The following is a 22,417-nucleotide window of genomic DNA, read 5'->3' on the forward strand; positions in this document are numbered from 1 at the left end:
CTTAATTGCTCGGTTCAAAGACAAAATCGATCTCGCGGAACTTTGCTAGCAGGCGCTCTGACCGCGGCATGGGCAAAGGATCGGCCTTGCGCACCGCGGCTTCCACCGAGCGGTCGAAGGCCCCGTTGCCGCTCGACTTTACCACGCTGACCAGCAGCACCGAGCCGCTCGACCCAAGGCGTACCCGCACGGTGCAGCGCAGCCCCTGCTCTCCGGTGCCCGGCGGCCGCAGCCAGTTGCGTTCCACTCGGCTGCGGATCGCACCCATCACCTGCGACAACTCGTTCGCATCCATCTGTGCCGCCAGCTCGGCCTCGCGGTTGGCGCGCTCGCGGTCGGCCCGTTCCTTTTCGGCCTTCTCCTTCGCCAGACGCTCTTTCTCCGCCTTTTCCTTTGCCAGGCGCTCCTTCTCGGCCTTCTCCTTGGCGAGTCGCTCCTCCTCGGCCTTCTTGCGCGCCGCTTCCTCGGCTTGCTCCTTGGCCTCGCGTTCGGCCTTCTCGCGCGCGGCCTGTTCCTGCTGGCGTTTCTGTTCCTCGGCCTTGCGCTTCTTCTCGAGATCGGCGATGCGCTTCTTCTCTGCCTCCTGCTGTTTGCGCAACTCCTCCTGCTTGCGCTCGATCTCGGCCGCACGCGCCTGCTCTTCGGCGGCCCGTTGCTTTTCCTCGGCCGCCTTGCGCGCCTCATCCTGTTGACGCTGCTTGCGCTGCTTTTCCAGCTCGGCGAGTTTGCGTTTCTCTTCGTCGCGGCGTTTCTGCAATGCCTCGAGCTCGGCCTGCTCGGCACGCTTGGCTGCGGCCGCCTCTTCGACCTTCTTCTGCTCTTCGCGCTTGAGTTTCTCGACCTCGGCGTCGAGCTTCTGCTGATCGATCAGTTCGGCCTGGACCACGACCACGTCGGCGCCGATCGGCTTGACCTCGTCGCGCCAGTCGATCTCGAAGATCAGGAATACCGCAAGCGCCAGGTGCAGCAGGACCGCAAGGCCCAACGCGACCGGATTACGGCGGAGTACGGCCAGTACGCTCAACGACCGGCGCCCCCGTGTTCCGGCGGCTGGGTGATCAGTCCGACGCTCGGTGCACCGGCCTGCTGCAGCACGACCATCGCCTCCACGACACGCTCGTAGGCCACTGTGCGGTCACCCTTGATCAATACCGGGATACCGGGATTGTTCTTGATGATCGCGGCGGTCTTGAACAGCAGTTCATCGGCGTCGACGCGCTGGGTGCGGTCGTCGTCGTAGGTGATCGACCAGTTGCCGTCGGCCTCGACGCTGACCACGAGTGGGCGCTTGGCGTCCTCTTCGATCGGTTTCGCATCCGCCTCCACCAGATCGACCTTGACCCCCTGGGTGAGCAACGGCGCGGTGATCATGAAGATCACCAGCAACACCAGCATCACGTCGATATACGGAACGACGTTGATCTCGGCCATCGGTCGGCGGGTCTTCTGTCGCTGTGCCATACGCGCTACCTATGCGAAACCAAGCTGTCTCAGTGCCCGCGTGTGCGCGTGTGCGCCTGGCGCTGCAGGATGTTCGAAAACTCCTCGACGAAGTCGTCGTAGCGGTTTTCGAGTCGCTGCACCGAGTTGGCGTACTTGTTGTACGCGACCACCGCCGGAATCGCCGCGAACAGGCCCATCGCGGTCGCGATCAACGCCTCCGCGATCCCCGGCGCGACCAGGTTCAGGGTCGCCTGCTTGACGTTACCGAGCGCATGAAACGCGTTCATGATCCCCCAGACAGTGCCGAACAGGCCGACATAGGGGCTGGTCGAACCGACCGTGGCGAGAAACGCGAGGTGGTTCTCCAGCGTATCGATCTCGCGGCTCATCGCGACGCGCATCGCACGGCGTGCGCCCTCGACGAGTGCCATCGGCTCGACGCCCGGACTCTCGCGCAGGCGCGCGAATTCGCGGAAGCCGGCATGAAACACCGCCCCGCTGCCGCGCAGGCTGTCGCGATCGCGGTCGATCGATCGATACAGATCACCGAGATCGCCGCCCGACCAGAAGCGCTCCTCGAAATCCTCGACCTCCTGCAATGCACGTTTCAACACCCGCGAACGGTCGAAGATGATGGTCCACGACAGCACCGAGGCGAGCACCAGCAGTGCCATCACCAGCTGGACGATCAGGCTGGCGTTGAGGATCAGGCTGACGAACGACAGGTCAGTGCTGTGCATGGCTTATTTTCTCGTGGATGTCAGTCGGTATCGCGGTGGGACGGAATCTGTCCTTGTCCAAACAGACCACGGTGACCGTGGCGGTGCTGAGCAGCGTATCCGGCGCGCGCACGATGCGCTGACGGAAGGTGAAGCTGGCCCGGCCGAGTTCGGCGATCGCAGCCTCGACCACCAGGGCGTCGTCGAACCGGGCCGGCAGAAGGTAATCGATTTCCACGCGACGAACCGCGAACAGGATCCCGGCGTCGCGCATCAGCCGCTCCTGCTCGAAGCCGAGGTCACGCAACCATTCGGTGCGCGCGCGCTCGAGAAATTTGAGGTAGTTCGCGTAATACACCACGCCGCCCGCGTCGGTGTCTTCGTAGTACACCCGCACCGGCCATTCGAATCCGCTCAACGCATTGCCCTGCTGTGATCGATCGATTGCAAGAAAGTTCAGTCGTCCTCGAGGTCGGTGAACAGATCGCGCGCGTCGCTGCTGCGTGGCGGGTTGAGGCCGAAGTGGATGTACGCGGCGCGCGTCGCCATACGACCGCGCGGTGTGCGCATCAAAAAGCCCTGCTGAATCAGATAGGGTTCGAGCACGTCTTCGATGGTGCCACGCTCCTCGCCGATCGCGGCCGCCAGGTTGTCGATCCCGACAGGGCCGCCGTCGAACTTCTCGAGCACCGCCTGCAACAGGCGGCGGTCCATATGATCGAACCCGTTCGGATCGACCTTGAGCATCTGCAACGCCGCATCCGCGATCTCGGCCGTGACCTCGCCGTGCGATTTCACCTGGGCAAAGTCGCGCACGCGGCGCAGCAGCCTGTTGGCGATACGCGGCGTACCGCGCGAACGACGCGCGATCTCGGCCGCACCCTCGGCGGTCACCGTCACGCCGAGGATCGATGCCGAGCGCGCGACGATCCGCGCCAGTTCGCCCTCGGAGTAGAACTCGAGGCGCTGCACGATGCCGAAGCGGTCACGCAGGGGCGAGGTCAACAGCCCTGCGCGGGTGGTCGCACCGACCAGCGTGAACGCCGGCAGGTCGACCTTGATCGAGCGTGCCGCCGGTCCCTCGCCGATCACGATATCCAGCTGATAGTCCTCCATCGCCGGGTACAGCACCTCCTCGACCACGGGGCTGAGGCGATGGATCTCGTCGATGAACAGGACGTCGTGGGGTTCGAGGTTGGTCAGCAGCGCGGCCAGGTCACCCGGCCGTTCGAGCACCGGTCCGGAAGTCTGGCGCAGGTTCACGCCCATCTCGTTGGCGATGATGTGCGACAGCGTGGTCTTGCCCAGGCCCGGCGGTCCAAAGATCAGCACGTGATCGAGCGCCTCGCCGCGGCTACGCGCCGCCGGAATGAAGATCTCCATCTGCTCGCGCACCGCCGGCTGACCGACATAATCGGCCAGCGTCCGTGGGCGGATCGCACGATCGATCGCGACATCGTCGGCGACCGATTGCGCACTGATCAGGCGATCGGCGTCTTGCATTGGGCGATTATGGAGCAACCGCAGCGCCGGTTCGAGTGGGGAAATCGGGCTAAACGCGGGCAATCCCGGAACCAACCGGCGTACACGGACGGAAAGTCGATTGAGTGGTCGGTGGGGGCGCTTGGGGTGACCAGACGCGCACCCTTTCACCATTCCCCACCATCGGGCGCAATTTTGGCACAATCGAACTCCAGAACCGGGAAATGGTTCGCTACGCACTCAAGGATGAGGTCATGCAGATTGGTACGCTGTTCGAAACGGAACAACTCCCCGCCGAAGGTCCCGGCGACCACCTCGACGAGCACGCCAGGCTCCAGCAACTTCTCGGGCCGCGCGACCGGGCGCCTGTGAAACGCTGGCGCTCACCCGACGGATCCATCATCGCTTACGTGATCCGGCAGTATCATTTCCGTGAGGAACAGGGCGCCAGTTACGCGCTGTTCGTCGAAGAACACCTGGTACAGTTCGAAGATTCGGTGAACGCACTCCCGGGAGGTAGGTTTGCGAGGGACATCGGCGGCATCAGGATCGCCGAGGCACTGGATGGTCGCCGCTCCCTGGTAGCACGACTGATGAACGATTTCGTCGCCTTCGCGATCCTCGACGGCGGCGTGTCTCCTGCGCGCAACGTCACGGTCAGGCTCGGTTCTCTCAAGTGGACGGTCGTGCCCGACGATCCTGCGCCGACGCCAAAGCCGGCAGCGCGCCGACGTACCCGGACTGCGCCGGGAGGCCCGGAGTCGTCCGGAACCTTGTTGATCAAGAGCCCATTGGCCGCGGCCGTGCTTTTCGTCGGGGCGATCGTGCTCACCCGCAGTCAGCTGCTCACTGTCACAAGCTCGTCTTTGGCCATGGCGTTCAGTGGTTACTGGTTGTTCAACAGACTTGGCACCTTTGACGCCAGCAAGAAACTGGTCCCCTGGATTGTCGGCAAGCGGGTCTCGAAGAACATATTGCGGGACGTGGCCCTGCTGTTGAAACCGATATTCGACGAAGCCAACCAGCGCGCTGTCGTAACCGACAGGATACGGCTTACGGTACGCCCGCTGGACGCTCTGGGCGAAAGATATGAGATCCGCGTGCGCAACGCGACCGGGCGGGCAATCCAGTCCCTGAGGATCCAGGACATCGACGATTTTCTCGCACCCGGGCTGAGCGAGTTGAGCGAGGAGGAACGCAACATCGTGCTGGACTGGCACACCATCGATGAGTATTTCCCCCCGATCGAATTCGACGGTCTACAGCGTGATCAGGAAACCGCCGTGACACGGCGGGGCGCGCCTGGCTTCGCCCCCATCGCCGCGCAGGCGACGTTGCTCGTGCGCTTTGTCGACAACCCCGGGGAGATCGCAGAGAAACTCGCGGCCCCTGTAGGGATCGCGGAGCCGCCGCCGGCTATTTCGCCAGACCCTTCAATGCCGCGCGGATGATCGCCTCGGTGTCCATGTCCGCCTGGAATACCTGGCTGACCATGCGGCTGGCCTCCGGCGCCTTGTAGCCGAGCGCGATCAATGCGCTGACCGCGTCCTGGTCGGCGCCCGCAGGCGCACCGCCGGGTGCAGGGGCCGTGCCGGCGGGCGCCGCCGGGGCCACCTTGTCGAGCTTGTCGCGCATCTCGACCACCAGGCGTTCCGCGGTCTTCTTGCCGACCCCCGGCAGCCGGGTCAACGCGGCGATATCGCCACCCTGCACCGCGTGCGCGAACTCGTCCGCTGTCATCCCGGACAGGATACCGAGTGCCATCTTGCCGCCGACCCCGGTCACCTTCAGCAATGCGCGGAACAATCCGCGCTCGGCCTCGCGCGCGAAACCGTACAGCACGTGCGCATCCTCGCGCACCGCCAGATGGGTGTGCAGCGTGATCTCCTCGTCGCCGGCCGGCAGGACGTAGAAGGTCGACATCGGCGCCTCGATCTCGTAGCCGACACCGTGCACGTCGAGCACCAGGAACGGCGGGTGGCGAGCGACGATGCGTCCGCGCAGGCGACCGATCACTGTGCGGCCTCGATCTGGCGACGGGTGGACGCGCTGTGGGCATGGCACAACGCGATCGCGAGGGCGTCGGACGCATCGAGCGCGAGCCGTCCCTGCAGGCCGAGAATCACCCGCACCATGTGCTGCACCTGCTCCTTCTCGGCGCGGCCGTTACCGACCAGGCCCTGCTTGACCGCCGCCGGCGTGTACTCGAATACCGGCAGTTCGAGCATCACGACCGCGCTGATCGCCGCGCCGCGCGCCTGGCCGAGTTTCAGTGCCGATGCGGCGTTACGCGACACGAACACCTGCTCGACCGCAACCTCTTGCGGGCGCCACTCGAGCAACACCTCGTGGACGCCGGCGAAGATCTCGCCGAGGCGCTGCGGGAAGCCGCCCGCCGCGCTGCGGATGCAGCCGGAGGCAAGGTGTCGACTGCGCACCCCGTCGGTCTCGATCACGCCGTAACCGGTCGTGCGCGAACCGGGGTCGATGCCGAGCACCCGGGTCACCGGCAGGCCGCCGTCGCGTCTCGCAGGCAGCGGGAGGGATCGCGTGGCGATGTGGAGATGGCAGCGATAACGGGGTCCTCCACCGGTCAGCCGGCCAACGCCTCCATGACCTCGGGCGCAATATCGGCGTTCGTGTAGACCTCCTGCACGTCATCGAGGTCTTCAAGGAAATCGACCAGCCGCAACAACTTTTCGGCGGTCTCGGCATCCAGTTCGGACGGCGTGTCGGCCTCGAACGTGACCTCTGCATTGGCCGGTTCATGGCCGGCCGCCTGCATCGCCGCGAGCACGTCCGAGTAGTCGTCCGGATTGGTATAGACATCGATCGAACCGTCATCGTTGGTGACGACGTCGTCTGCGCCGGCCTCGAGCGCGGCCTCCATGATCGCGTCTTCGTCTGCCCCGGGCAGGTAACTCAGGATGCCCTTTTTGCTGAACATGTAGGCGACCGAACCGTCGGTGCCGAGGTTGCCGCCGTGCTTGGTGAATGCGTGGCGCACCTCTGAGGCGGTGCGGTTGCGATTGTCGGTCATGCAATCGACGATGATCGCCGTGCCTCCCGGACCGTAGCCCTCGTAGCGGATCTCGTCGTAGTCGGCATCGTCTTCGCCGCCGGCGCCGCGCTTGACCGCGCGCTCCACGGTGTCATTCGGCATATTGGCGGCACGCGCCTTGTCGATCGCCAGGCGCAACCGGGGATTGGTGGCCAGATCGCCCCCTCCGTGTTTCGCCGCAACCGTCACCTCGCGAATCAGCTTCGACCACAGTTTGCCGCGCGCCTTGTCGTTCGCGGCCTTCTTGTGCTTGATGTTGGCCCATTTACTGTGACCTGCCATGCCCTACCTCGTAACCCTTGTGTCCGCACCGCGCACGTCGCGCTTACCGGCGGATTTTATCACGCCGCCAGCCGGTGGACGCTGTTCAAGTTGGGCCGCGGACAGCCGCCAAACCCAGCATCCCGGTTTCGCGCGACGCCATGAAAACACCCCTGCTGCGCCTCGATCAGATCCAGCCGCCGGTGATGCCGGCGACGCGTGTCCGGCTGCAGGCGCTGCTCGATCAGGCGACCACCCGTACACCCCACCTCCAGGACGTGCTGCTCGGTGACCCGGGCGCGGTGCTGGCGGTGTTTCGCGAGCTGGAAAGGGTACGCCCCGGGGCCGGCGAACAGGCGACCGACGTCGCCCACGCCGTGTCGCTGATCGGCATGGACCGCTTCCGGCGACTGCTCGGTTCGCTGTCGGACCTCGGCGCCGCACAGCCGGCGCCGGCTGCCGGTACCGGACTGACCGCGGCGTACGGCCAGGCGGCGCATGCGGCCTGCTACGCGGCCGCACTGGCCGGGCGCCAGGGTGCCACACGACCGACCGAACTCGTGACCGCGGCCGTGCTGCACCAACCCGCGGTCCTGGCGCTGTGGCTGCTCGACCCGGATGCCGCACAACGCGCGAGCTACGCCACGCACGACGGCGTCGCGCTGGAGACCGCTTTCTCGGCCGAACTCGGAGAGCCGCTGGCCAAGGCCAACCGGCGTCTCGCAGAGCGCTGGGCCCTGCCGTCACTGGCCCGCCAGGCGATGGACGGACACGGCGACCACGATCCGCGCCGCCAGGCCGTGCGGTTGGCCGAACGGATCGCCGCGGCTACCGCGGTCGGCTGGTACGGCGAACAGACGCTGCAGGTCAACGCGCAGTTGGCGGATTTCCTCGGGATCGACGACGACCGCGCCTGCTCCTGGATGCATTGCGCCGCGGTCGACGCGGCACGCGAACTGGCCGGTATCGGCTACCCGCTGACCGGTTTCACGTTGCTGCAGCCACCGGGCGATGTCGAGGAAGAGGACGACGAGGACATCCCGCTGATGGGTCAGGTCCGTCGCCGCCCGCCCGCAGGGCCCGCAACCGGCGCGCCCGAGGCACCGACGCCACCCGCGTCGTCCGCCGCCGCGGACCTCAACGGTCGTATGGCGGGACTGATGCGACGCATACGCCACGAGGCCGGTGCGGCACGCGTGGTGTTCGCGATGCTGAACCGCGAGCGCAGCCGACTGCGCACACGTCTGGCGCTCGGCGGCGCCGCGGACGACCGGCTGCGCCATCTGGACCTCGACCTCGCGCAACAGAACCTGTTCTCGCTGCTGATGCAGAAACCGCAGAGCGTCTGGCTGAATGCGGACAACGCTGCGCGCTATCAACGCTACCTGCCGGGCGGATTGCGCAATGCCGTCGCACCCGGCGGGGCCTTCCTGATGTCGCTGTTCGTCGGCGACCGGCCACTCGGGCTGATCTATGGCGACGGCGGGCACCTCGACGATCAGGGCTATCGGCAGTTTCGGACGCTGTGCAAGGAGGCGGTCGATGCCTTGACCGCCGGCAGCGCCAGCGCGCCGAAGGCCGCACCAATTCCGCAGACCCTACCCAGTTGAAGCCCCACGCCGGGCGTGAAAACATGCGCCCCGAATCCGGCAGCCACCCTGCCGGTGCCCTGCGGAGAAGCGCGCGTGACAGACGAACACAAGGGTCCGGTGCCCACAGAGATCAGCCTGCACCGCAAATCGCGGCTGTTGAACATCCGGTTTTCCGATGGCCAGGCGTTCGCCCTGCCCTGCGAGTACCTGCGGGTACACTCGCACGCGGCCGAGGTCACCAGCCGCAAGGTACCCGAGTCCGGCAAGGAGTCGGTCAACATCGACCGTATCGAGCCGCAGGGCAGCTACGCGATCCGCATCGCGTTCGACGACGGCCACGACACCGGGATCTACTCCTGGGAGACGCTGTACGACCTCGGCGTGAACCAGGAACGCTACTGGCAGGCCTACCTCGAACGCCTCGCCGCCGCGGGCATCGATCGCGACGGCCAGCGTCTCGCCGGCCGGCCCGATGCCGAACGCAAGATCAAGCTGCTGTATTTCAACTACCTCGCCAACAAGATGCGCAAGGAGGCGGAAGAGGTCACGCCACCGGACACGGTCGAGACGGTCGAGCAGCTGCTCGCATGGTTGCGCCGCGTGAAAGGCGACCGCGGCTACCTGTTCACTGACGACAGCGTACGGGTGACGGTGAACAAGCAGTTCGCCGAGCCCTTCACCCGGCTCGATCCGGGCGACGAGATCGCGATCGTACCGAATTCTCCGCACCCGCCTGCCCCGCCCCCGCCGCCCAAACGGCGCAGCGACGACTGGTAGGCAAAAAAAACCCCGCCGCGCGGGCGGGGGGTCTCTGGAGTCGTCTCGACGAGCAGAGAATCATCGAGCGACCTTAATGCGCGACTCTGCGGCAGTCTCGGCAACCCCGGTCCGGGCGGTCATCGGAACCCGGGGCCGGGCGCCTGCCGGCACAGCTTCGGCCGTCCTTCGCAACGCGGCCTGCACGCGGGCGCTGGCCACGACCACCGATCTCAACCGCTTGCGCGCCCTATTACCGACCGGAATACCGACGCCGCAGCGGCGAGATGCGATGTGATGCGTTCGTTTGGTTTGCCCTTCCCTGTCCGCATCGTCCCTCTTTACCGAAGGTTTGCCTTTCGGGAGTTAACCCAGCATGAAACGCGCCAACATTTTTAGCGCTTTATAATCAAGGCGTTACATCGACAAGTAACGAGTTTCTTCAACAACTGTAAAAATCCGTGTGCCAGCCTGGGAGTTAAACGACTGAAAGGGCTCGCGGACGCCGACGGAGGAACCGTCGAGCGGCGGACATGGATGGCCTAGCGCCGCCGGTGAAGACCGGCGAACCACTCGAGGATCAGCTTGCGGTTGGTCCAGGAAGAGGCGCGGCGCGCCGCCTGATCGGCATTGAGCCATCGCGACTGACGGTGTTCCGCGGAATTCAGCCGGATCGTGCGTCGCGCCGGCAGTTCACAGACGAACCAGTGCTCGCGGTTGAAGCGCACCTCGGGGGCGTAACGCGCGCGCCACGGCGGGATGATCGGGAAACGCTCGCCGCAGTGCAGGTCGTGCAGGCGGGCGCCGGGCAGCAGCCCGGTCTCCTCGTGCAGTTCGCGGACCGCGGCTGAGGCGGCACTCTCGCCCCAGCGCAGCGAACCGGTGACGGACTGCCAGAAGCCGTGCGGCCGGGTGCGTTCCATCAGCAGCACCTCGCGATCGCGGGTACAGACCAGCACCAGGACCGACTCGGGACGCTTCCAGGGGCCGCCGTTCATCGCAAGGTCGCCACCGGGCCTCTCCGGACGCCCGGGCGGAGTCGTCGCCTGCCGCGGTTCGGTCCGCACCGGGTGCGGGCCGTCAGCCTTCCGCCGCAGGGTCGACCTGCGGTACGCGCACCCGCAGGTGCAGTTCGCGCAGCTGGCCCTGGGTGACCTCGGACGGCGCCTGGGTCAGCAGGCAGCTCGCGCTCTGGGTCTTCGGGAATGCCATCACGTCGCGGATCGAACTGGCCCCGCTCATCAGCATCACCAGCCGGTCGAGGCCGAACGCCAGACCGCCATGCGGCGGACAGCCGTATTTCAGCGCGGTGAGCAGGAAGCCGAATTTCTCCTCGGCCTCCTGTTCCTCGATGCCCAGCAGATGGAACACCTGCTGCTGCACCTCCGGCCGATGGATACGAATCGAGCCACCGCCGACCTCGGTGCCGTTCAACACCATGTCGTATGCGCGCGACAGGCAGTCGCCCGGCGCGCTGTTGAGCCGCTCGAGGTGTTCCGCCTTGGGTGCCGTGAACGGGTGATGCAGCGCCTGCCAGCGGCCCTCGCCCTCGTCCCACTCGAACATCGGGAAGTCGACCACCCACAGCGGTTTCCAGTCGCTCGACATCAGACCCAGGTCATGGCCGAGCTTGACGCGCAACGCGCCGATCGCCTCGTTGACGACCGTCGCCCTGTCCGCGCCGAAGAAGATCAGATCGCCGTTCTGCGCACCGGTACGCGTGACGATCCCGTCGACCGCGCTGTCAGGGAGAAACTTCAGGATCGGCGACTGCAGGCCTTCGCGTCCCTGACCGAGATCGTTGACCTTGACGTACGCCAGCCCCTTGGCACCGTAGATACCGACAAACTTGGTGTATTCATCGATGTCCTTGCGGCTCAGCTCGTTACCGTTCGGCACGCGCATCGCGACCACCCGGCCCTTGGGGTCCTTGGCCGGCCCGGCGAACACCTTGAACTCGACGTCGTCCATCAGGTCGGCGACATCGATCAGTTCGAGCGGACAGCGCAGATCGGGTCGGTCGGAACCGAAGCGCCGCACCGCCTCCTGGTAGGTCATGCGCGGAAACGGATCGGGCAGGCGGATCGCCAGCGTGGTATCGAACAGCTCACGGATCATGCCCTCCATCAGGGTCATGATCTGGTCCTCGTCCATGAAGGACATCTCGAGGTCGAGCTGGGTGAACTCGGGTTGGCGATCGGCGCGCAGGTCTTCGTCACGGAAGCAACGCACGATCTGGTAGTAGCGATCCATACCCGACATCATCAGCAGCTGCTTGAACAGCTGAGGCGATTGCGGCAGCGCGAAGAACTTGCCCGCGTGCACCCGGCTCGGCACCAGGTAGTCGCGCGCACCCTCGGGGGTCGCCTTGGTGAGCATCGGCGTCTCGATGTCGAGGAAACCGCGCTCGTCGAGATAACGGCGCAGCGCACGCGTCGCATGCGCACGCAGCATGATGCGCTGCTGCATCACCGGCCGACGCAGATCGACATACCGGTAACGCAGGCGCAGCTCTTCCGAGGTGTCGTCGTCGTCGAGCTGGAACGGTGGCGTCTCGGCACGGTTGAGGATCTCCAGCTCCTCGCCCAGGACCTCGACCTCGCCGGTCGCCAGCTCGCGGTTCACGGTGCCTTCCGGGCGCGCACGCACCCGCCCCTTGACCCGTACCACGTACTCGTTGCGCACCTGCTCGGCGGTCGAGAACACCCCGGGGAGATCCGGATCGTAGACCACCTGAACCAGGCCGCTACGGTCGCGCAGGTCGATGAAGATGACCCCGCCGTGGTCGCGCCGGCGATTCACCCAACCGCTGAACTCGACAGTCTGATCGATGTTGGCGGTGTTGACTTCACCGCAGTAGTGGCTGCGCATGCTGCATTCCCGGGTTACAAAAGACGCGGCGCCCCGACGGGGCGCCACGATTGTCGACTATCGGACGTCTTGGACTCAGCTGCAGGAGGGACAGGACCCCGTTCCGCAGCTGTGGCCGGCGGTGGACTCGCTCGCGGGCTTTTTTGCACCGCCTTTGAAATCGGTCTCGTACCAGCCGCCGCCCTTGAGACGGAAACCGGCCGCGGAGACCAGCTTGACCAACTCCGGCTTGGCACACGCCGGGCAATCGGTGAGCGGCGCGGCGCTCATCTTCTGCATCGCCTCCAACTCATGGCCGCAAGACCCGCAGCGGTATTCGTAGAATGGCATGCCTACCCCCAAATGGATGTTGAACCGGGAAATATTAGCACGGCGGCATATGCAGCGAGAAGCCGCCAGACGGGTCGCAAATGGGGGCCGGGCGAGCCGTTTTCAAGGGTGGCCCGGACTACAGCGGCAGCGGACTGTCGGTCGTGCCGCGGTCGTCGGCGTTCCATTCGCTGGCGCGCAGACGCTCGACCAGCAGGCGCATCTCCGCCAGTTCGTGTTCCGGAAGGCCGAACCGCAGATAACGGTCGGTGGCATGCAACAGATCTTCGAGGCCGTGGCAGCGCCGGTGGTAGTAGTCCAGCCATTTCGCGACGTGGTGCGGATCGTCGGCCTCCTCACGCATCCGCGCGGCCGCCGACAGGGCCTCCTTCAGATCATCCGGTTCGGGCGGGTGAAGGCTCATTCGGTCTCCTCGCCCTGCTGGCTGCGCAGCTGCGCGCTCTGGCGACGCAGCAGGTGGCGGATCAACAGCTCGCGGTCGTGCTCGCGGATATGCGTGAATTCGATCCGCGCGAGGTGCTGGTACTCCTCGGACGCCGACTCCGGGCTACTCTCGACCACGGTGCCGTAGATCATCAGGCCGGTGAAAGACGGGAACAGCAACATCCGGATCTCCAGCGCGGTACCCGGCGCGAACGCCTCGTCGACACCCACGCTCATGCCACCGGCGCTGAGGTTTACCGGCACTGCCTTTTCCGCGGTCAATTCCGGTTCCTGGGCGAGGAAGGCGCGGCCGATCACCTCGATCTTCTGGTCGATCGCGCGCAGGTAGGCGGCCAGGTCGGGATCGCGGTTTTCGATCCGGCGCAGCCCGACGCTCATCTGCGCGGTGATCGCGGCCAGGCTGGACATCACCGTGAAATTGCCGGCCAGGTCGAGTTCCAGACGCCGCAGGCGTTCGTCCAACTCGTCCGCCGGTATGCGGCGCAGACTCATGCGCACCGTATCGTCGATACGGAAGAAGTTGCGCCGCTCAGCGGCGTTCGCAGATCCCGGTTCTGATCTCGTCATGCTCGGTCCACCATGTCATTGCGCCTGCAGGTCGTTCAGACCCTGCACATCGTCGAAGTTGTCTTCCAGGCCGCGGATCAGGATCAGTTCGACCCGACGGTTCTTCGCGCGGTTCTGCGGCGTGTCGTTCGGTTCCATCGGCTGGGTGTCGGCGAATCCCTGTACCACCACGCGGTTTTCGGCGATGTCCTTGTTGCGCAGCAGCGAATGCAGCACGGTCACCGCGCGCGCAGAAGACAGTTCCCAGTTCGAGCGGAAGCGGCCTGTACTGATCGGGATGTTGTCGGTGTGGCCGGCGACCAGGATGCGTCCCGGCTTCGGCGCGAGCACACCGCTGATGCGTCCCATGACCTCGTGGAATTCGGGATCGAGACGCGCGCTACCGGAGGCGAACGAGCCCTTTTCGTGGATCCTGATGATGATATTGCTCTCCTTGCGCTCGAGGCTGACGATGCCCTGCTCGATCTCCCCCTGCAGCGCCTTCTGCAATTCGGCGAGTTGCTCCATCAGGTCCTCGTCCAACGCCTCTTTGGCGGCCTGCAGTGCCGCCGCTTCGTCGATCTCGGCCTGTTGCTCGGCGCTCGCCGACCGCTCGTCGGTGGCCGGCGTCTGCGGGGCCTCGGGCGGGGCCGAGGTGGCGGCGCTCTCTCCCTGCCCCTGGTCGAGCTTCAGGTGCTCCCGCTGTTCATCGGTGGTTTCCTGACGAATCTCGGTGATCACGGCCTGTTCGGCGACGGTCGGGCTCCACTCCTGTTTGATGACGCTGACACCCATCACGATCTCCGGGGCCGGAACCTCGCGCTGCACACCAAACGCATCCTTCATCGATTCGGCCATCTTCTTGAAACGCACCGCGTCCACGGTGGCGAACGACAACAGCAGGACGAAGAAACACATCAGCAGGGACATCAGGTCGGCGAAGGTCGCCAGCCAACCGGGCAGACCCTCTTCACACTTCGGGCAATCATCCGCCATGTGAGACCTCTCAGCCCTGCTCCGCGCGCTTCTTCGGCGGCAGGTAGGTACTGAGCATCTGCTCCAACACCTTGGGGTTCATGCCCTCCTGGATGCCGGAGATGGTCTCCAGTATCAGCGATTTGTTGGTCTGTTCCAGTTGGCTTGCGCGCGCCAGCTTGTCGGCCACCGGTTGCGCGAAGGCATTGGCGATGACCGCACCATACAGCGTGGTCAGCAGCGCGACCGCCATCGCCGGACCGATCGCCGCCGGATCGGACATGTTGGCGAGCATCTGCACCAGGCCGATCAGGGTACCGATCATGCCCATCGCCGGGGCCATCACCGCCATGTTCTTGAACATCCGCTGCCCGGTGTCGTGGCGCTTGATCGTCAGGTCGATATCGGTGCTGAGCATCTTCTGCACCAGCCCCGGGTCGTGACCGTCGACGCACAGGCCGATGCCCTTTTTCATGAACTCGTTGCTGATCTCCTGGCCTTCGAGTGCCAGCAGGCCGTTCTTGCGCGCGATATCGGCGAGGGTGACGGCCTCCTCGATCAGCTTCTTCGGGTCGTCGACCTTGTAGAGAAAGGCCTTGAGACCAATCGCGAACGAACCGAGGAAGTCCGACAGCGATACCTGCATCAAGGTCACCATGAAGGTGCCACCGACCACGATCAGGATCGAGGGTACGTTGACGAACAACATGACGTCGCCGCCGGTGGCGATTGCGCCGATAATGATGCCGAAGCCGCCGAGCAGGCCGACGAGCGTAGCGATATCCACGGATTGACCTCCTTGCACCACGGCCGTACGACGAATTTCGGCCATGGCGTTGTTTGCTGGATAGCGGATATCGAAGTGAAAACTTTAGTTCTGCCGATGGCACGGATTGGGTGATTGATGGGCGAATCGAGCGTTCTGGTGACCGGGTGTTCGAGCGGGATCGGGCGCTGTGTGGCGCTCGGCCTGCACGCGCGTGGCTACCGGGTGATCGCAACGGCGCGCAAGGCCGACGATCTCCGGGCACTGCGCGATGCCGGCCTGCACGCACTCGAATTGCATCTCGACGATCCGCACTCGGTCGCGGCAGCGGCGCAGGCCGCATTGGACATCGGCGGCGGCCATGTCTACGGCCTGTTCAACAATGGTGCCTACGGCCAACCGGGTGCGGTCGAGGACCTGCGCTGGGAGGTACTCGAGGCGCAGCTGCGCACCAACCTGCTCGGCTGGCACGAACTGACCCGGCGATTGATCCCGGCGATGCGTGCGCATGGTGCCGGACGGATCATCCAGAACAGTTCGGTGCTCGGTCTGGTCGCGATGCCCTACCGCGGCGCCTACAACTGCTCCAAGTTCGCTCTCGAGGGACTGACCGACACCCTGCGTCTGGAACTGCATGGCAGCGGCGTACATGTCAGCCTGGTCGAACCGGGACCGATCGTCAGCCGGTTCCGAGAAAACGCCTTCGCGAAATTTCGCGAGCACATCGACGCCCAGGGCAGCGTGCATCGCGACAACTACCAGGCCATGATCGCGCGCCTGGCGCACGAGGGACCGACGACCCGGTTCACGCTACCGCCCGAGGCGGTGTTGAAGCGGGTGATCCATGCCCTGGAGAGCCGAAGGCCGCGTGCACGCTATGCGGTCACCACCCCGACCTATGTATTCGCTTTCCTGCGCCGACTGTTGAGCACGCGGCAACTCGACGCCCTGCTGCGCAGGGCCTCGGGCGGCGGCAGCCGCTGAGCAGGTTAGCAATCGCCAGCGATCACAGTCTGCAGTTGCGAAGACAGCGCCACGTCGGCCAGTTGACCGGTGCCCGGTTGCAGACCGACCAGCAGCCAGCACACACCGTCCGCGTGTTTGACCCGATACATCGTTTGATCCGCCAGATGGACCAGCTGTTCGGCACTCACGTCGCTGTCGCAGACATGCACGGCACCGACGCTCAGACCGACCGTGACCGGCTCTCCGGCGACGTCGAACGGCTCACGCATCGCTCCGACCAGCCCTTCGAGCACCGGTTTGACCTGCTCCGGGGCGGCCACCTGGTGCAGCAACACGACGAACTCGTCGCCGCCGATCCGGCCGATCAGATCGGTGTGCCGCAGACGGCCGCGCAAGCGCCCGGTCACCTGACGCAACACCTCGTCGCCGGCGGCATGCCCGTGGCGGTCATTGACCTGTTTGAATCCATCGAGATCCAGAAAGCCGACCACCAGGCCACCCCGTTCACTACAGGGTTGCGAGAGTTCGCTCTGCAGCATCTCCAGCAGGCCCACCCGATTGGGCAGACCGGTCAAGGCGTCACGTCGAACGATGCGCTGCATCTGGTCATGGCGCCAACGCAGACCGCGCATTCGCCGCCACACCGCGTGCAGCATTACCGTGAAGTTGAGCAACGCCAGGACAAAGGCCAGCACCTGCAATCGCCGCAGCTTGTCGGTCTTGCCGCGCGAAGCATCCTCCACCCGACTGGTCAGACGGTTCGCCAGGTCGAGCAGGACGAGGTTGGTGCGTTGTGCGTCCCCGACCAGGCCGGCCAGGACCTCCGTGGAGACACCTCCCGGCCTGCCCAGCGCGCGCAATGCCCGGCCATAGGGTTCCCAGACGCGCAGCGTCTCGAGCACCAGATCCGCACCCTGCTCGCTCGTCACCGCGGCCTGGTACATCGGCTGCCCGTCTCCGGCGATGGCGTTACCCCCGTGCGCGAATGCCGCGAGCGTCGTGTCGAACAGTTCCACCGATTCGCGCAGCTCGCGCAAGGCCGCATTTCCGACCCGACCCTCGCGGCGGGCGATGTCGAACTGCAGCAGCGCCTTGACCATGCGCTGCGACAGCATGCGTTGGCGGCCGGCCAGGTTGATCGTCACCGCGTCGTCCGCGATCTGCCTGGCCATCCAGTAGCCGATGCCCAGCACGGTGGCGTCAAACACCAGGAACAGCACGGCACTGATCGCCACCACGCGGTTGCCGGTCGAATTCGGATTGCTGACGATCATCGGCAGGTCATGTCGTTGTCTTGCCCGCCGCGGTGGCGGACAGAGCGGTCCTCCCTCGTCGCCACATCCGGCGCTCAGGTACTTGCAAAGTAATCGGCCAGGAAGCGATCGAATTCAACCTGTGGCTCGGCTTCGAGACGTGCCTGTTCGTCGAGCGACCGCTGGACCTGCGCGTCCAGCGCAGCCAGCTTGTCCGCGGCCAGTTGGCGCGCCAGGAAATATCGACGGTGCTGGCTCGAAAGTCGACGCGCGAACTGGTAGAAGCTCTCGCCCTTGTCACGCATCTCCTCGAGCATCTTCGCCGAAGGCGTCAGATCGGGCAGGCGGACCTTGGCGATCTGGTCGTCCAGGGCATCCTCGAACCACGCGCCGCCTTCGATATCGTCCAGCACCTCGCAGACAGGCAGCATCGATTCGAGGATCTCTAGCGCCCAGGCGCGCATCGGCAGCTGTACGCCACGGTGCTGCAGCTTGAGCCGCGGCGCGCGGCCACGGTGTGCAACATCGAGCAGGTTACGGTCGATCTCGCGGCGTTCCTCTGGATCGATCAGTGGGCTGTCGGCCAGCATGCAGAACAGCAGGAATACTTCGAGGAACCGTCCCTGCGTCTCGTCGAGGCCGAGGGGATGATAGGCGTTGACGTCCAGCGAGCGCAGCTCGATATAGCGGACGCCGCGCCGTTTCAGCGCCAGACTCGGCTTTTCCATCCATTCCAGCGTCTGCTTGGGACGGACCGTGCTGTAGTACTCGTTCTCGATCTGCAGGATGTTGGCACTCAGCTGCCGGTAATCGTCGCCGACCTGCACCCCGATGGCCTTCCACGCGTCCGCAGGCGTCATCGTGGCCTTCAGCAGGCTGTCGGCGTACGACGTCACATCGTCGTAGCACGCCTTGATGCCGAGCCCTTCCTCGCGGCTGTTCTGGTAACCGATATCGCCCATGCGCAGGGAGGTGGCGTGCGGCGCGTAGTACGTCGACTCGTCGAACGACGGCAGGTTGGTGGTCTTGCCGACGAAAAACGACTTGCACACGGCCGGTGATGCACCGAACAGATAGGGGATCAGCCAGCCGAAACGCTGCAGGTTGCGAATCTGCGCCATGTACTGCTGGTCGCGGAAGTCGCGCAGGTTGCACAGTCGCCCCTCGACGCGGCGGAAGCTCGGCCACAGATCCTCGGCGAACGACCAGTTGAAATGGACACCGGCAATGACCTGCATGACCCGGCCGTAACGGTAACCGAGGCCGACGCGGTACACGTGCTTCATGCGCCCAGCGTTCGACGCACCGTACTGCGCCACCGGGATGTTCTGGTCACCCGCCAACACGCACGGCATGCTGGTGGCCCACAACATCTCGTCTTCCAGGTGACGGTAGACGTAGGTCTGCACGTCGGCCAGGTATTCGAGCGCATCGCCCACCGTTGCCAGAGGCGGCGTGATGAACTCCATCAAAGCTTCCGAGTAATCGGTCGTTATATCCGGATGGGTGAGTGCGGATCCGAGCGTGCGCGGATGGGGTGTAAGCGCGATGCCGCCGGTGGAAGCGACCCGCAGGCTTTCCTTCTCGAGGCCGAACCGACCTTGGTGCAACAGGCGGATATCGGCTTCGCCGGCCAGCCGGGTGAGCCGGCTGTGGACAGAGTTGAGCAAGGGTGTCACCAGAATGAATCCGAAGGCGCGCGATTATAACCTTTCGCTGTTGTGCAACCCAGCCGACGCTTTACGCGACCCCGCGGCTAGGCGATCATTGCGGGCCATGCATACCCGCACCCCGCTAGTCTCGATACTGCTCCTGTTCCTGATTGCCAACTTCCCGGCCATTGCCCCGGCGGAAACCGCGCCAGCGGCGCGCGCCCATCGACTCTGGGAACAACTCGACACACGCAAACTCAAGCTGAAGTCGAAAGCGGCCCTGGTCGTCGACCGGTTCGGCAACACGCTCTACCAAAGCAACGCCGACGAGGTCATGCCGATCGCGTCGGTGACCAAGCTGATGACCGCGATGGTGGTACTCGATGCCAAGCTCCCGATGGACGAAAAGATCGAGATCACCAATGCCGATCGCGACATGATCCGGTTGACCGGGTCGCGACTGCGCGTCGGTGCCCGTCTGACCCGCCAGGCGTTGCTCGATCTGGCGCTGATGGCGTCGGAGAACCGTGCGGCCGCGGCCCTGGGTCGGGCCTTCCCCGGCGGTCGCGAGGCATTCGTGCGCGCGATGAACGCCAAGGCCCGCGAACTCGGCATGCACCACAGCCGGTTCGCAGATCCGGCGGGGCTCGACGCTGCCAATGTGTCGACCGCCAGCGAGCTTTCACGCATGGTGTTCGCGGCGATGCACTACCGCGAGATCCGCGAAGCCACCACGCGCACCCAGCACGAGGTGCGGCCGTTCAAGGGTCGGGGTCCGCTGCGTTACGTCAACACAAATCGCCTGTTGCGCAATGACAACTGGGATATCCAGATCAGCAAGACCGGCTATATCAACGAGGCCGGCCGCTGCCTGGTGATGCACACCGAGTTCAACGGCACGCCGACGGTGGTCGTACTGCTGAACTCCTTCGGCAAGCTGACGCCGTTCGGCGACGCGAACCGGGTACGCAAGTGGATCGAGAAGGGCGTCGCGGGCGGACGCCAGCAGAATGCATTGAAGGCGAAGCGCACCGCGGCCGCCGGCTGACACCGGCCACTGCGCGACGGCCGGGGGTGAAAGGGGACCGCCTCCCCGGGCGGCCCGTCAGCCGGTGCCTGATCAGTTCAACAGCGCGGTGCGTGGACGCGATGCGCGGATATGATCGGCCAGGATCTTGGCCGACTCCTCGAGCATGATGCGCTTGATCCCTTCGTCGTCCTTTTCGTCGGCATCCGCGTGTTTCTTGTCTTCTTCGTCGTCCAGCGTGGCCAACGGCGGCAGACCGCGGAATGCACGCAGACGGTTACGCCGGTCCAGCCTGTCCTGCTCCCGCTGTTCCCATTCCGCGCGACGCACCGATTCGCGCAGCGACACCGTGGTCTTTTTTTCCATTTCGATCAGGTCGTCTTCTTCGGCCAGCAGGAACTGGAAGCCGGGGTTGCTGGCGATGCGCCGCTCAGCCGCCTCACGCAACATCGTGAGCGAGGTAAAGTCGGCCTGATTGTGTGCTGCCGGCTTGATCGCCGCCCACGGCAGCGCGTTGTCCAGCGAACGCTCGCCGTGCTCGCTGGCGCCTTTCGCGGTCGGAAACAGGATATCGGGGGTCACGCCGCGGTGCTGGGTACTGCCACCCTCGACCCTGAAGAACTGGGCCATGGTCAGTCGCAGGCGGCCGATGTCGTCGCGTGAACGCAGGAAACGCCCGAGGTCGACCAGGGTCTGGACGGTGCCCTTGCCGAACGTCGGCTCACCCAGGATCAGGCCACGCCCGTAGTCCTGGATCGCACCGGCGAAGATCTCCGATGCCGAGGCGCTGTTGCGGTCGACCAGTACCGCGAGCGGGCCTGCGTACACCTGCTCCGGATCCGGGTCACGTTCGACCTCGATCCGGCCCGAGGCATCACGCACCTGGACCACCGGGCCTTTTTCGATGAACAGGCCGGTGAGTTCGGTGGCCTCGGACAGGGAACCGCCGCCGTTGCGTCGCAGATCGATGATGATGCCATCGACCCGCTTGGCCTGCAGTTCATCGAGCAGTTTGCGCACATCTCGCGTGGTGCTGCGAAAATCGGCCTCGCCGGCGGCTTGCGCGGCGAAATCGCGATAGAACGCGGGGATCTCGATGGCCCCGAGTTTGACGCCGCCATCCAGTTCGATCACTTCGCTCTTCGCCGCCTTGTCCTCGAGCTTGATCTCGTCGCGCACCAGCAGCACCTCATGGCTGCGGCCGCCCACTCCCTGGCTCTGCGGCAGCACGCTGAGGCGTACGACGCTATCCTTGGGACCACGGATCAGGTCGACGACGTCCTGCAGCCGCCAACCGATCACGTCTTCCATCTCGCCGTCCTTGCCCTGCGCGACACCGACGATGCGGTCGCCGCCATTGATCTGGCCGCTGCGCTCAGCAGGACCACCAGGTACCGTGCTCTGTACCTCGGTGAACTCGTTTTCGTTGCGCAGCACCGCGCCGATCCCCTGCAGCGACAGCCGCATGCCGATATCGAAGTTCTCGGCGATACGCGGCGACATATAACTGGTATGCGGTTCGACGCTCAACGTGAAGGCGTTGACGAACGCCTGAAACACGTCCTCGGCCTCCATCTGGTTGACCCGCCGCGCGATGCCTTCGTAGCGTTTGCTCAGCGTCTGTGAGATCTCGCCTTCCGCCTTGCCCGAGAGACGCAGTGAAAGGATGTCGTTCTTGATGCGCTTGCGCCACAGATCGTCGAGCGCCGCACTGTCTGGCAGCCAGGGTGCCTCCGAGCGATCGAACTGGTAGTCCTCGTCGCGATCGAAGTCGAAGTGGCCGGCCTGCAGCAGCTGCTTGGCAAATGCCACGCGCTGATCGACCAAGGTGCGGAAATGGCGGAAGATCAGGAAAGCCGGTTCGATCTTTCCGGTGCGCAGACCGTCGTCGAGGCGCTCACGGTAGCGTTCGAACTGGGCGATGTCCTGCTGGCTGAAAAAGCTCCGGTTCGGATCGAGCGTGTCGAGGTAGCGATCAAAGATCGCGTTCGACATGCGATCGTCCACCTTGGGCTTGCGATAGTGAAACTTCTCCATCACCTGCGTGATGATGAGTGCCGTCTGCCGATGCTGCTCGTCGGCCCGCAGGTCGTCGATCGACACCTCGGTGGGCTTGGCCAACACCACCGTGGCGAACAACGCAGCACCCAGCGGTAACAGTCTGATCATGCGCAGCTTCATGTCGCGTACCTCGTCGTACGGATTGCGGAAACCCGTGACCCGGCCGGGTCGTCGGTCCCTGTCGGCACCATGCCGTATCGTGACAGTTCCGG

The 22,417-nt window shown here is 65.1% G+C and carries 23 protein-coding genes; 5 read left to right on the forward strand and 18 right to left on the reverse strand.

Annotated features, from left to right (window positions below; translation table 11 throughout):
- Window position 1: 1 nt before the first annotated feature.
- The 5 genes from tolA to ruvB are packed head-to-tail and all read right to left on the reverse strand — an operon-like array spanning window position 2 to window position 3,665.
- Window positions 2–1,024, reverse strand: coding sequence for a cell envelope integrity protein TolA (gene tolA, locus H6955_05455; GenBank protein ID MCP5312979.1), 1,023 nt, complete (start codon window positions 1,022–1,024; stop codon window positions 2–4).
- Window positions 1,021–1,461 (reverse strand): protein TolR, encoded by a 441-nt coding sequence (gene tolR / locus H6955_05460; GenBank protein MCP5312980.1) that lies wholly within the window; start codon window positions 1,459–1,461, stop codon window positions 1,021–1,023. Before tolR ends, tolA begins: the two co-directional genes overlap by 4 nt.
- Before the next feature lie 29 nt (window positions 1,462–1,490).
- Window positions 1,491–2,183, reverse strand: coding sequence for a protein TolQ (gene tolQ, locus H6955_05465; GenBank protein MCP5312981.1), 693 nt, complete (start codon window positions 2,181–2,183; stop codon window positions 1,491–1,493).
- Entirely contained in the window at window positions 2,170–2,580 is a 411-nt protein-coding gene (gene ybgC, locus H6955_05470) for a tol-pal system-associated acyl-CoA thioesterase (GenBank protein ID MCP5312982.1), read from the reverse strand. The genes tolQ and ybgC overlap by 14 nt, the downstream gene beginning before the upstream one ends.
- A gap of 38 nt (window positions 2,581–2,618) precedes the next feature.
- On the reverse strand, window positions 2,619–3,665 hold the full coding sequence (gene ruvB / locus H6955_05475) for a Holliday junction branch migration DNA helicase RuvB (GenBank protein ID MCP5312983.1): 1,047 nt from the start codon (window positions 3,663–3,665) through the stop codon (window positions 2,619–2,621).
- A 233-nt stretch (window positions 3,666–3,898) separates the two neighbouring features.
- Here ruvB and H6955_05480 point away from each other — a divergent pair, with 233 nt between their 5' ends.
- On the forward strand, window positions 3,899–5,095 hold the full coding sequence (locus H6955_05480) for a hypothetical protein (protein ID MCP5312984.1): 1,197 nt from the start codon (window positions 3,899–3,901) through the stop codon (window positions 5,093–5,095).
- Here the strand turns inward: H6955_05480 and ruvA are convergent.
- From ruvA to H6955_05495, 3 genes are all read right to left on the reverse strand, one after another.
- Window positions 5,061–5,660, reverse strand: a complete 600-nt coding sequence (gene ruvA / locus H6955_05485) for a Holliday junction branch migration protein RuvA (GenBank protein MCP5312985.1) — start codon at window positions 5,658–5,660, stop codon at window positions 5,061–5,063. The genes H6955_05480 and ruvA overlap by 35 nt on opposite strands.
- Complete coding sequence (gene ruvC / locus H6955_05490; GenBank protein ID MCP5312986.1) at window positions 5,657–6,151, reverse strand: crossover junction endodeoxyribonuclease RuvC; 495 nt, start codon at window positions 6,149–6,151, stop codon at window positions 5,657–5,659. Before ruvC ends, ruvA begins: the two co-directional genes overlap by 4 nt.
- A gap of 86 nt (window positions 6,152–6,237) precedes the next feature.
- Window positions 6,238–6,987: a YebC/PmpR family DNA-binding transcriptional regulator gene (locus tag H6955_05495; GenBank protein ID MCP5312987.1), complete on the reverse strand. Its 750-nt coding sequence runs from the start codon at window positions 6,985–6,987 to the stop codon at window positions 6,238–6,240.
- 140 nt (window positions 6,988–7,127) lie between these two features.
- On the opposite strand from H6955_05495, the gene H6955_05500 reads away from it, so the two are divergent.
- Together H6955_05500 and H6955_05505 are read left to right on the forward strand one after the other, a co-directional pair.
- Complete coding sequence (locus H6955_05500) at window positions 7,128–8,576, forward strand: HDOD domain-containing protein (protein MCP5312988.1); 1,449 nt, start codon at window positions 7,128–7,130, stop codon at window positions 8,574–8,576.
- Between the two features lie 75 nt (window positions 8,577–8,651).
- Entirely contained in the window at window positions 8,652–9,335 is a 684-nt protein-coding gene (locus H6955_05505; protein ID MCP5312989.1) for a DUF971 domain-containing protein, read from the forward strand.
- Window positions 9,336–9,856: 521 nt separating this feature from the next.
- Here H6955_05505 and nudB read toward each other — a convergent pair.
- From nudB to pomA, 7 genes are all read right to left on the reverse strand, one after another.
- Entirely contained in the window at window positions 9,857–10,312 is a 456-nt protein-coding gene (nudB, locus tag H6955_05510) for a dihydroneopterin triphosphate diphosphatase (GenBank protein MCP5312990.1), read from the reverse strand.
- A gap of 82 nt (window positions 10,313–10,394) precedes the next feature.
- Window positions 10,395–12,185 carry an aspartate--tRNA ligase gene (aspS, locus tag H6955_05515; protein ID MCP5312991.1) on the reverse strand — a complete coding sequence of 597 codons (1,791 nt, stop codon included), beginning with the start codon at window positions 12,183–12,185 and terminating at the stop codon, window positions 10,395–10,397.
- Between the two features lie 75 nt (window positions 12,186–12,260).
- On the reverse strand, window positions 12,261–12,515 hold the full coding sequence (locus tag H6955_05520) for a zinc ribbon domain-containing protein (GenBank protein MCP5312992.1): 255 nt from the start codon (window positions 12,513–12,515) through the stop codon (window positions 12,261–12,263).
- 118 nt (window positions 12,516–12,633) lie between these two features.
- Window positions 12,634–12,918: a hypothetical protein gene (locus H6955_05525; GenBank protein ID MCP5312993.1), complete on the reverse strand. Its 285-nt coding sequence runs from the start codon at window positions 12,916–12,918 to the stop codon at window positions 12,634–12,636.
- Complete coding sequence (locus tag H6955_05530; GenBank protein MCP5312994.1) at window positions 12,915–13,526, reverse strand: PilZ domain-containing protein; 612 nt, start codon at window positions 13,524–13,526, stop codon at window positions 12,915–12,917. The genes H6955_05525 and H6955_05530 overlap by 4 nt, the downstream gene beginning before the upstream one ends.
- Window positions 13,527–13,541: 15 nt before the next feature.
- Window positions 13,542–14,501, reverse strand: a complete 960-nt coding sequence (locus H6955_05535; GenBank protein ID MCP5312995.1) for an OmpA family protein — start codon at window positions 14,499–14,501, stop codon at window positions 13,542–13,544.
- 10 nt (window positions 14,502–14,511) lie between these two features.
- Complete coding sequence (gene pomA / locus H6955_05540; protein MCP5312996.1) at window positions 14,512–15,267, reverse strand: flagellar motor protein PomA; 756 nt, start codon at window positions 15,265–15,267, stop codon at window positions 14,512–14,514.
- Between the two features lie 117 nt (window positions 15,268–15,384).
- Between pomA and H6955_05545 the strand changes: the two genes are divergently transcribed.
- Window positions 15,385–16,230, forward strand: coding sequence for an SDR family oxidoreductase (locus H6955_05545; GenBank protein MCP5312997.1), 846 nt, complete (start codon window positions 15,385–15,387; stop codon window positions 16,228–16,230).
- Between the two features lie 5 nt (window positions 16,231–16,235).
- Here the strand turns inward: H6955_05545 and H6955_05550 are convergent, their stop codons facing one another.
- The gene (locus tag H6955_05550) at window positions 16,236–17,486 is read right to left on the reverse strand and encodes a diguanylate cyclase (GenBank protein MCP5312998.1); all 1,251 of its coding nucleotides are present in this window, start codon (window positions 17,484–17,486) and stop codon (window positions 16,236–16,238) included.
- Window positions 17,487–17,560: 74 nt separating this feature from the next.
- Window positions 17,561–19,135 carry a glutamate--cysteine ligase gene (locus H6955_05555; protein MCP5312999.1) on the reverse strand — a complete coding sequence of 525 codons (1,575 nt, stop codon included), beginning with the start codon at window positions 19,133–19,135 and terminating at the stop codon, window positions 17,561–17,563.
- A 106-nt stretch (window positions 19,136–19,241) separates the two neighbouring features.
- On the opposite strand from H6955_05555, the gene pbpG reads away from it, so the two are divergent.
- Window positions 19,242–20,165, forward strand: a complete 924-nt coding sequence (gene pbpG, locus H6955_05560) for a D-alanyl-D-alanine endopeptidase (protein ID MCP5313000.1) — start codon at window positions 19,242–19,244, stop codon at window positions 20,163–20,165.
- Window positions 20,166–20,237: 72 nt separating this feature from the next.
- Here the strand turns inward: pbpG and H6955_05565 are convergent, their stop codons facing one another.
- Window positions 20,238–22,325: a carboxy terminal-processing peptidase gene (locus H6955_05565; protein MCP5313001.1), complete on the reverse strand. Its 2,088-nt coding sequence runs from the start codon at window positions 22,323–22,325 to the stop codon at window positions 20,238–20,240.
- Window positions 22,326–22,417: the final 92 nt, after the last annotated feature.

This window comes from Chromatiaceae bacterium (genome assembly GCA_024235395.1).
Lineage (GTDB): Bacteria > Pseudomonadota > Gammaproteobacteria > Chromatiales > Chromatiaceae > Thiosocius.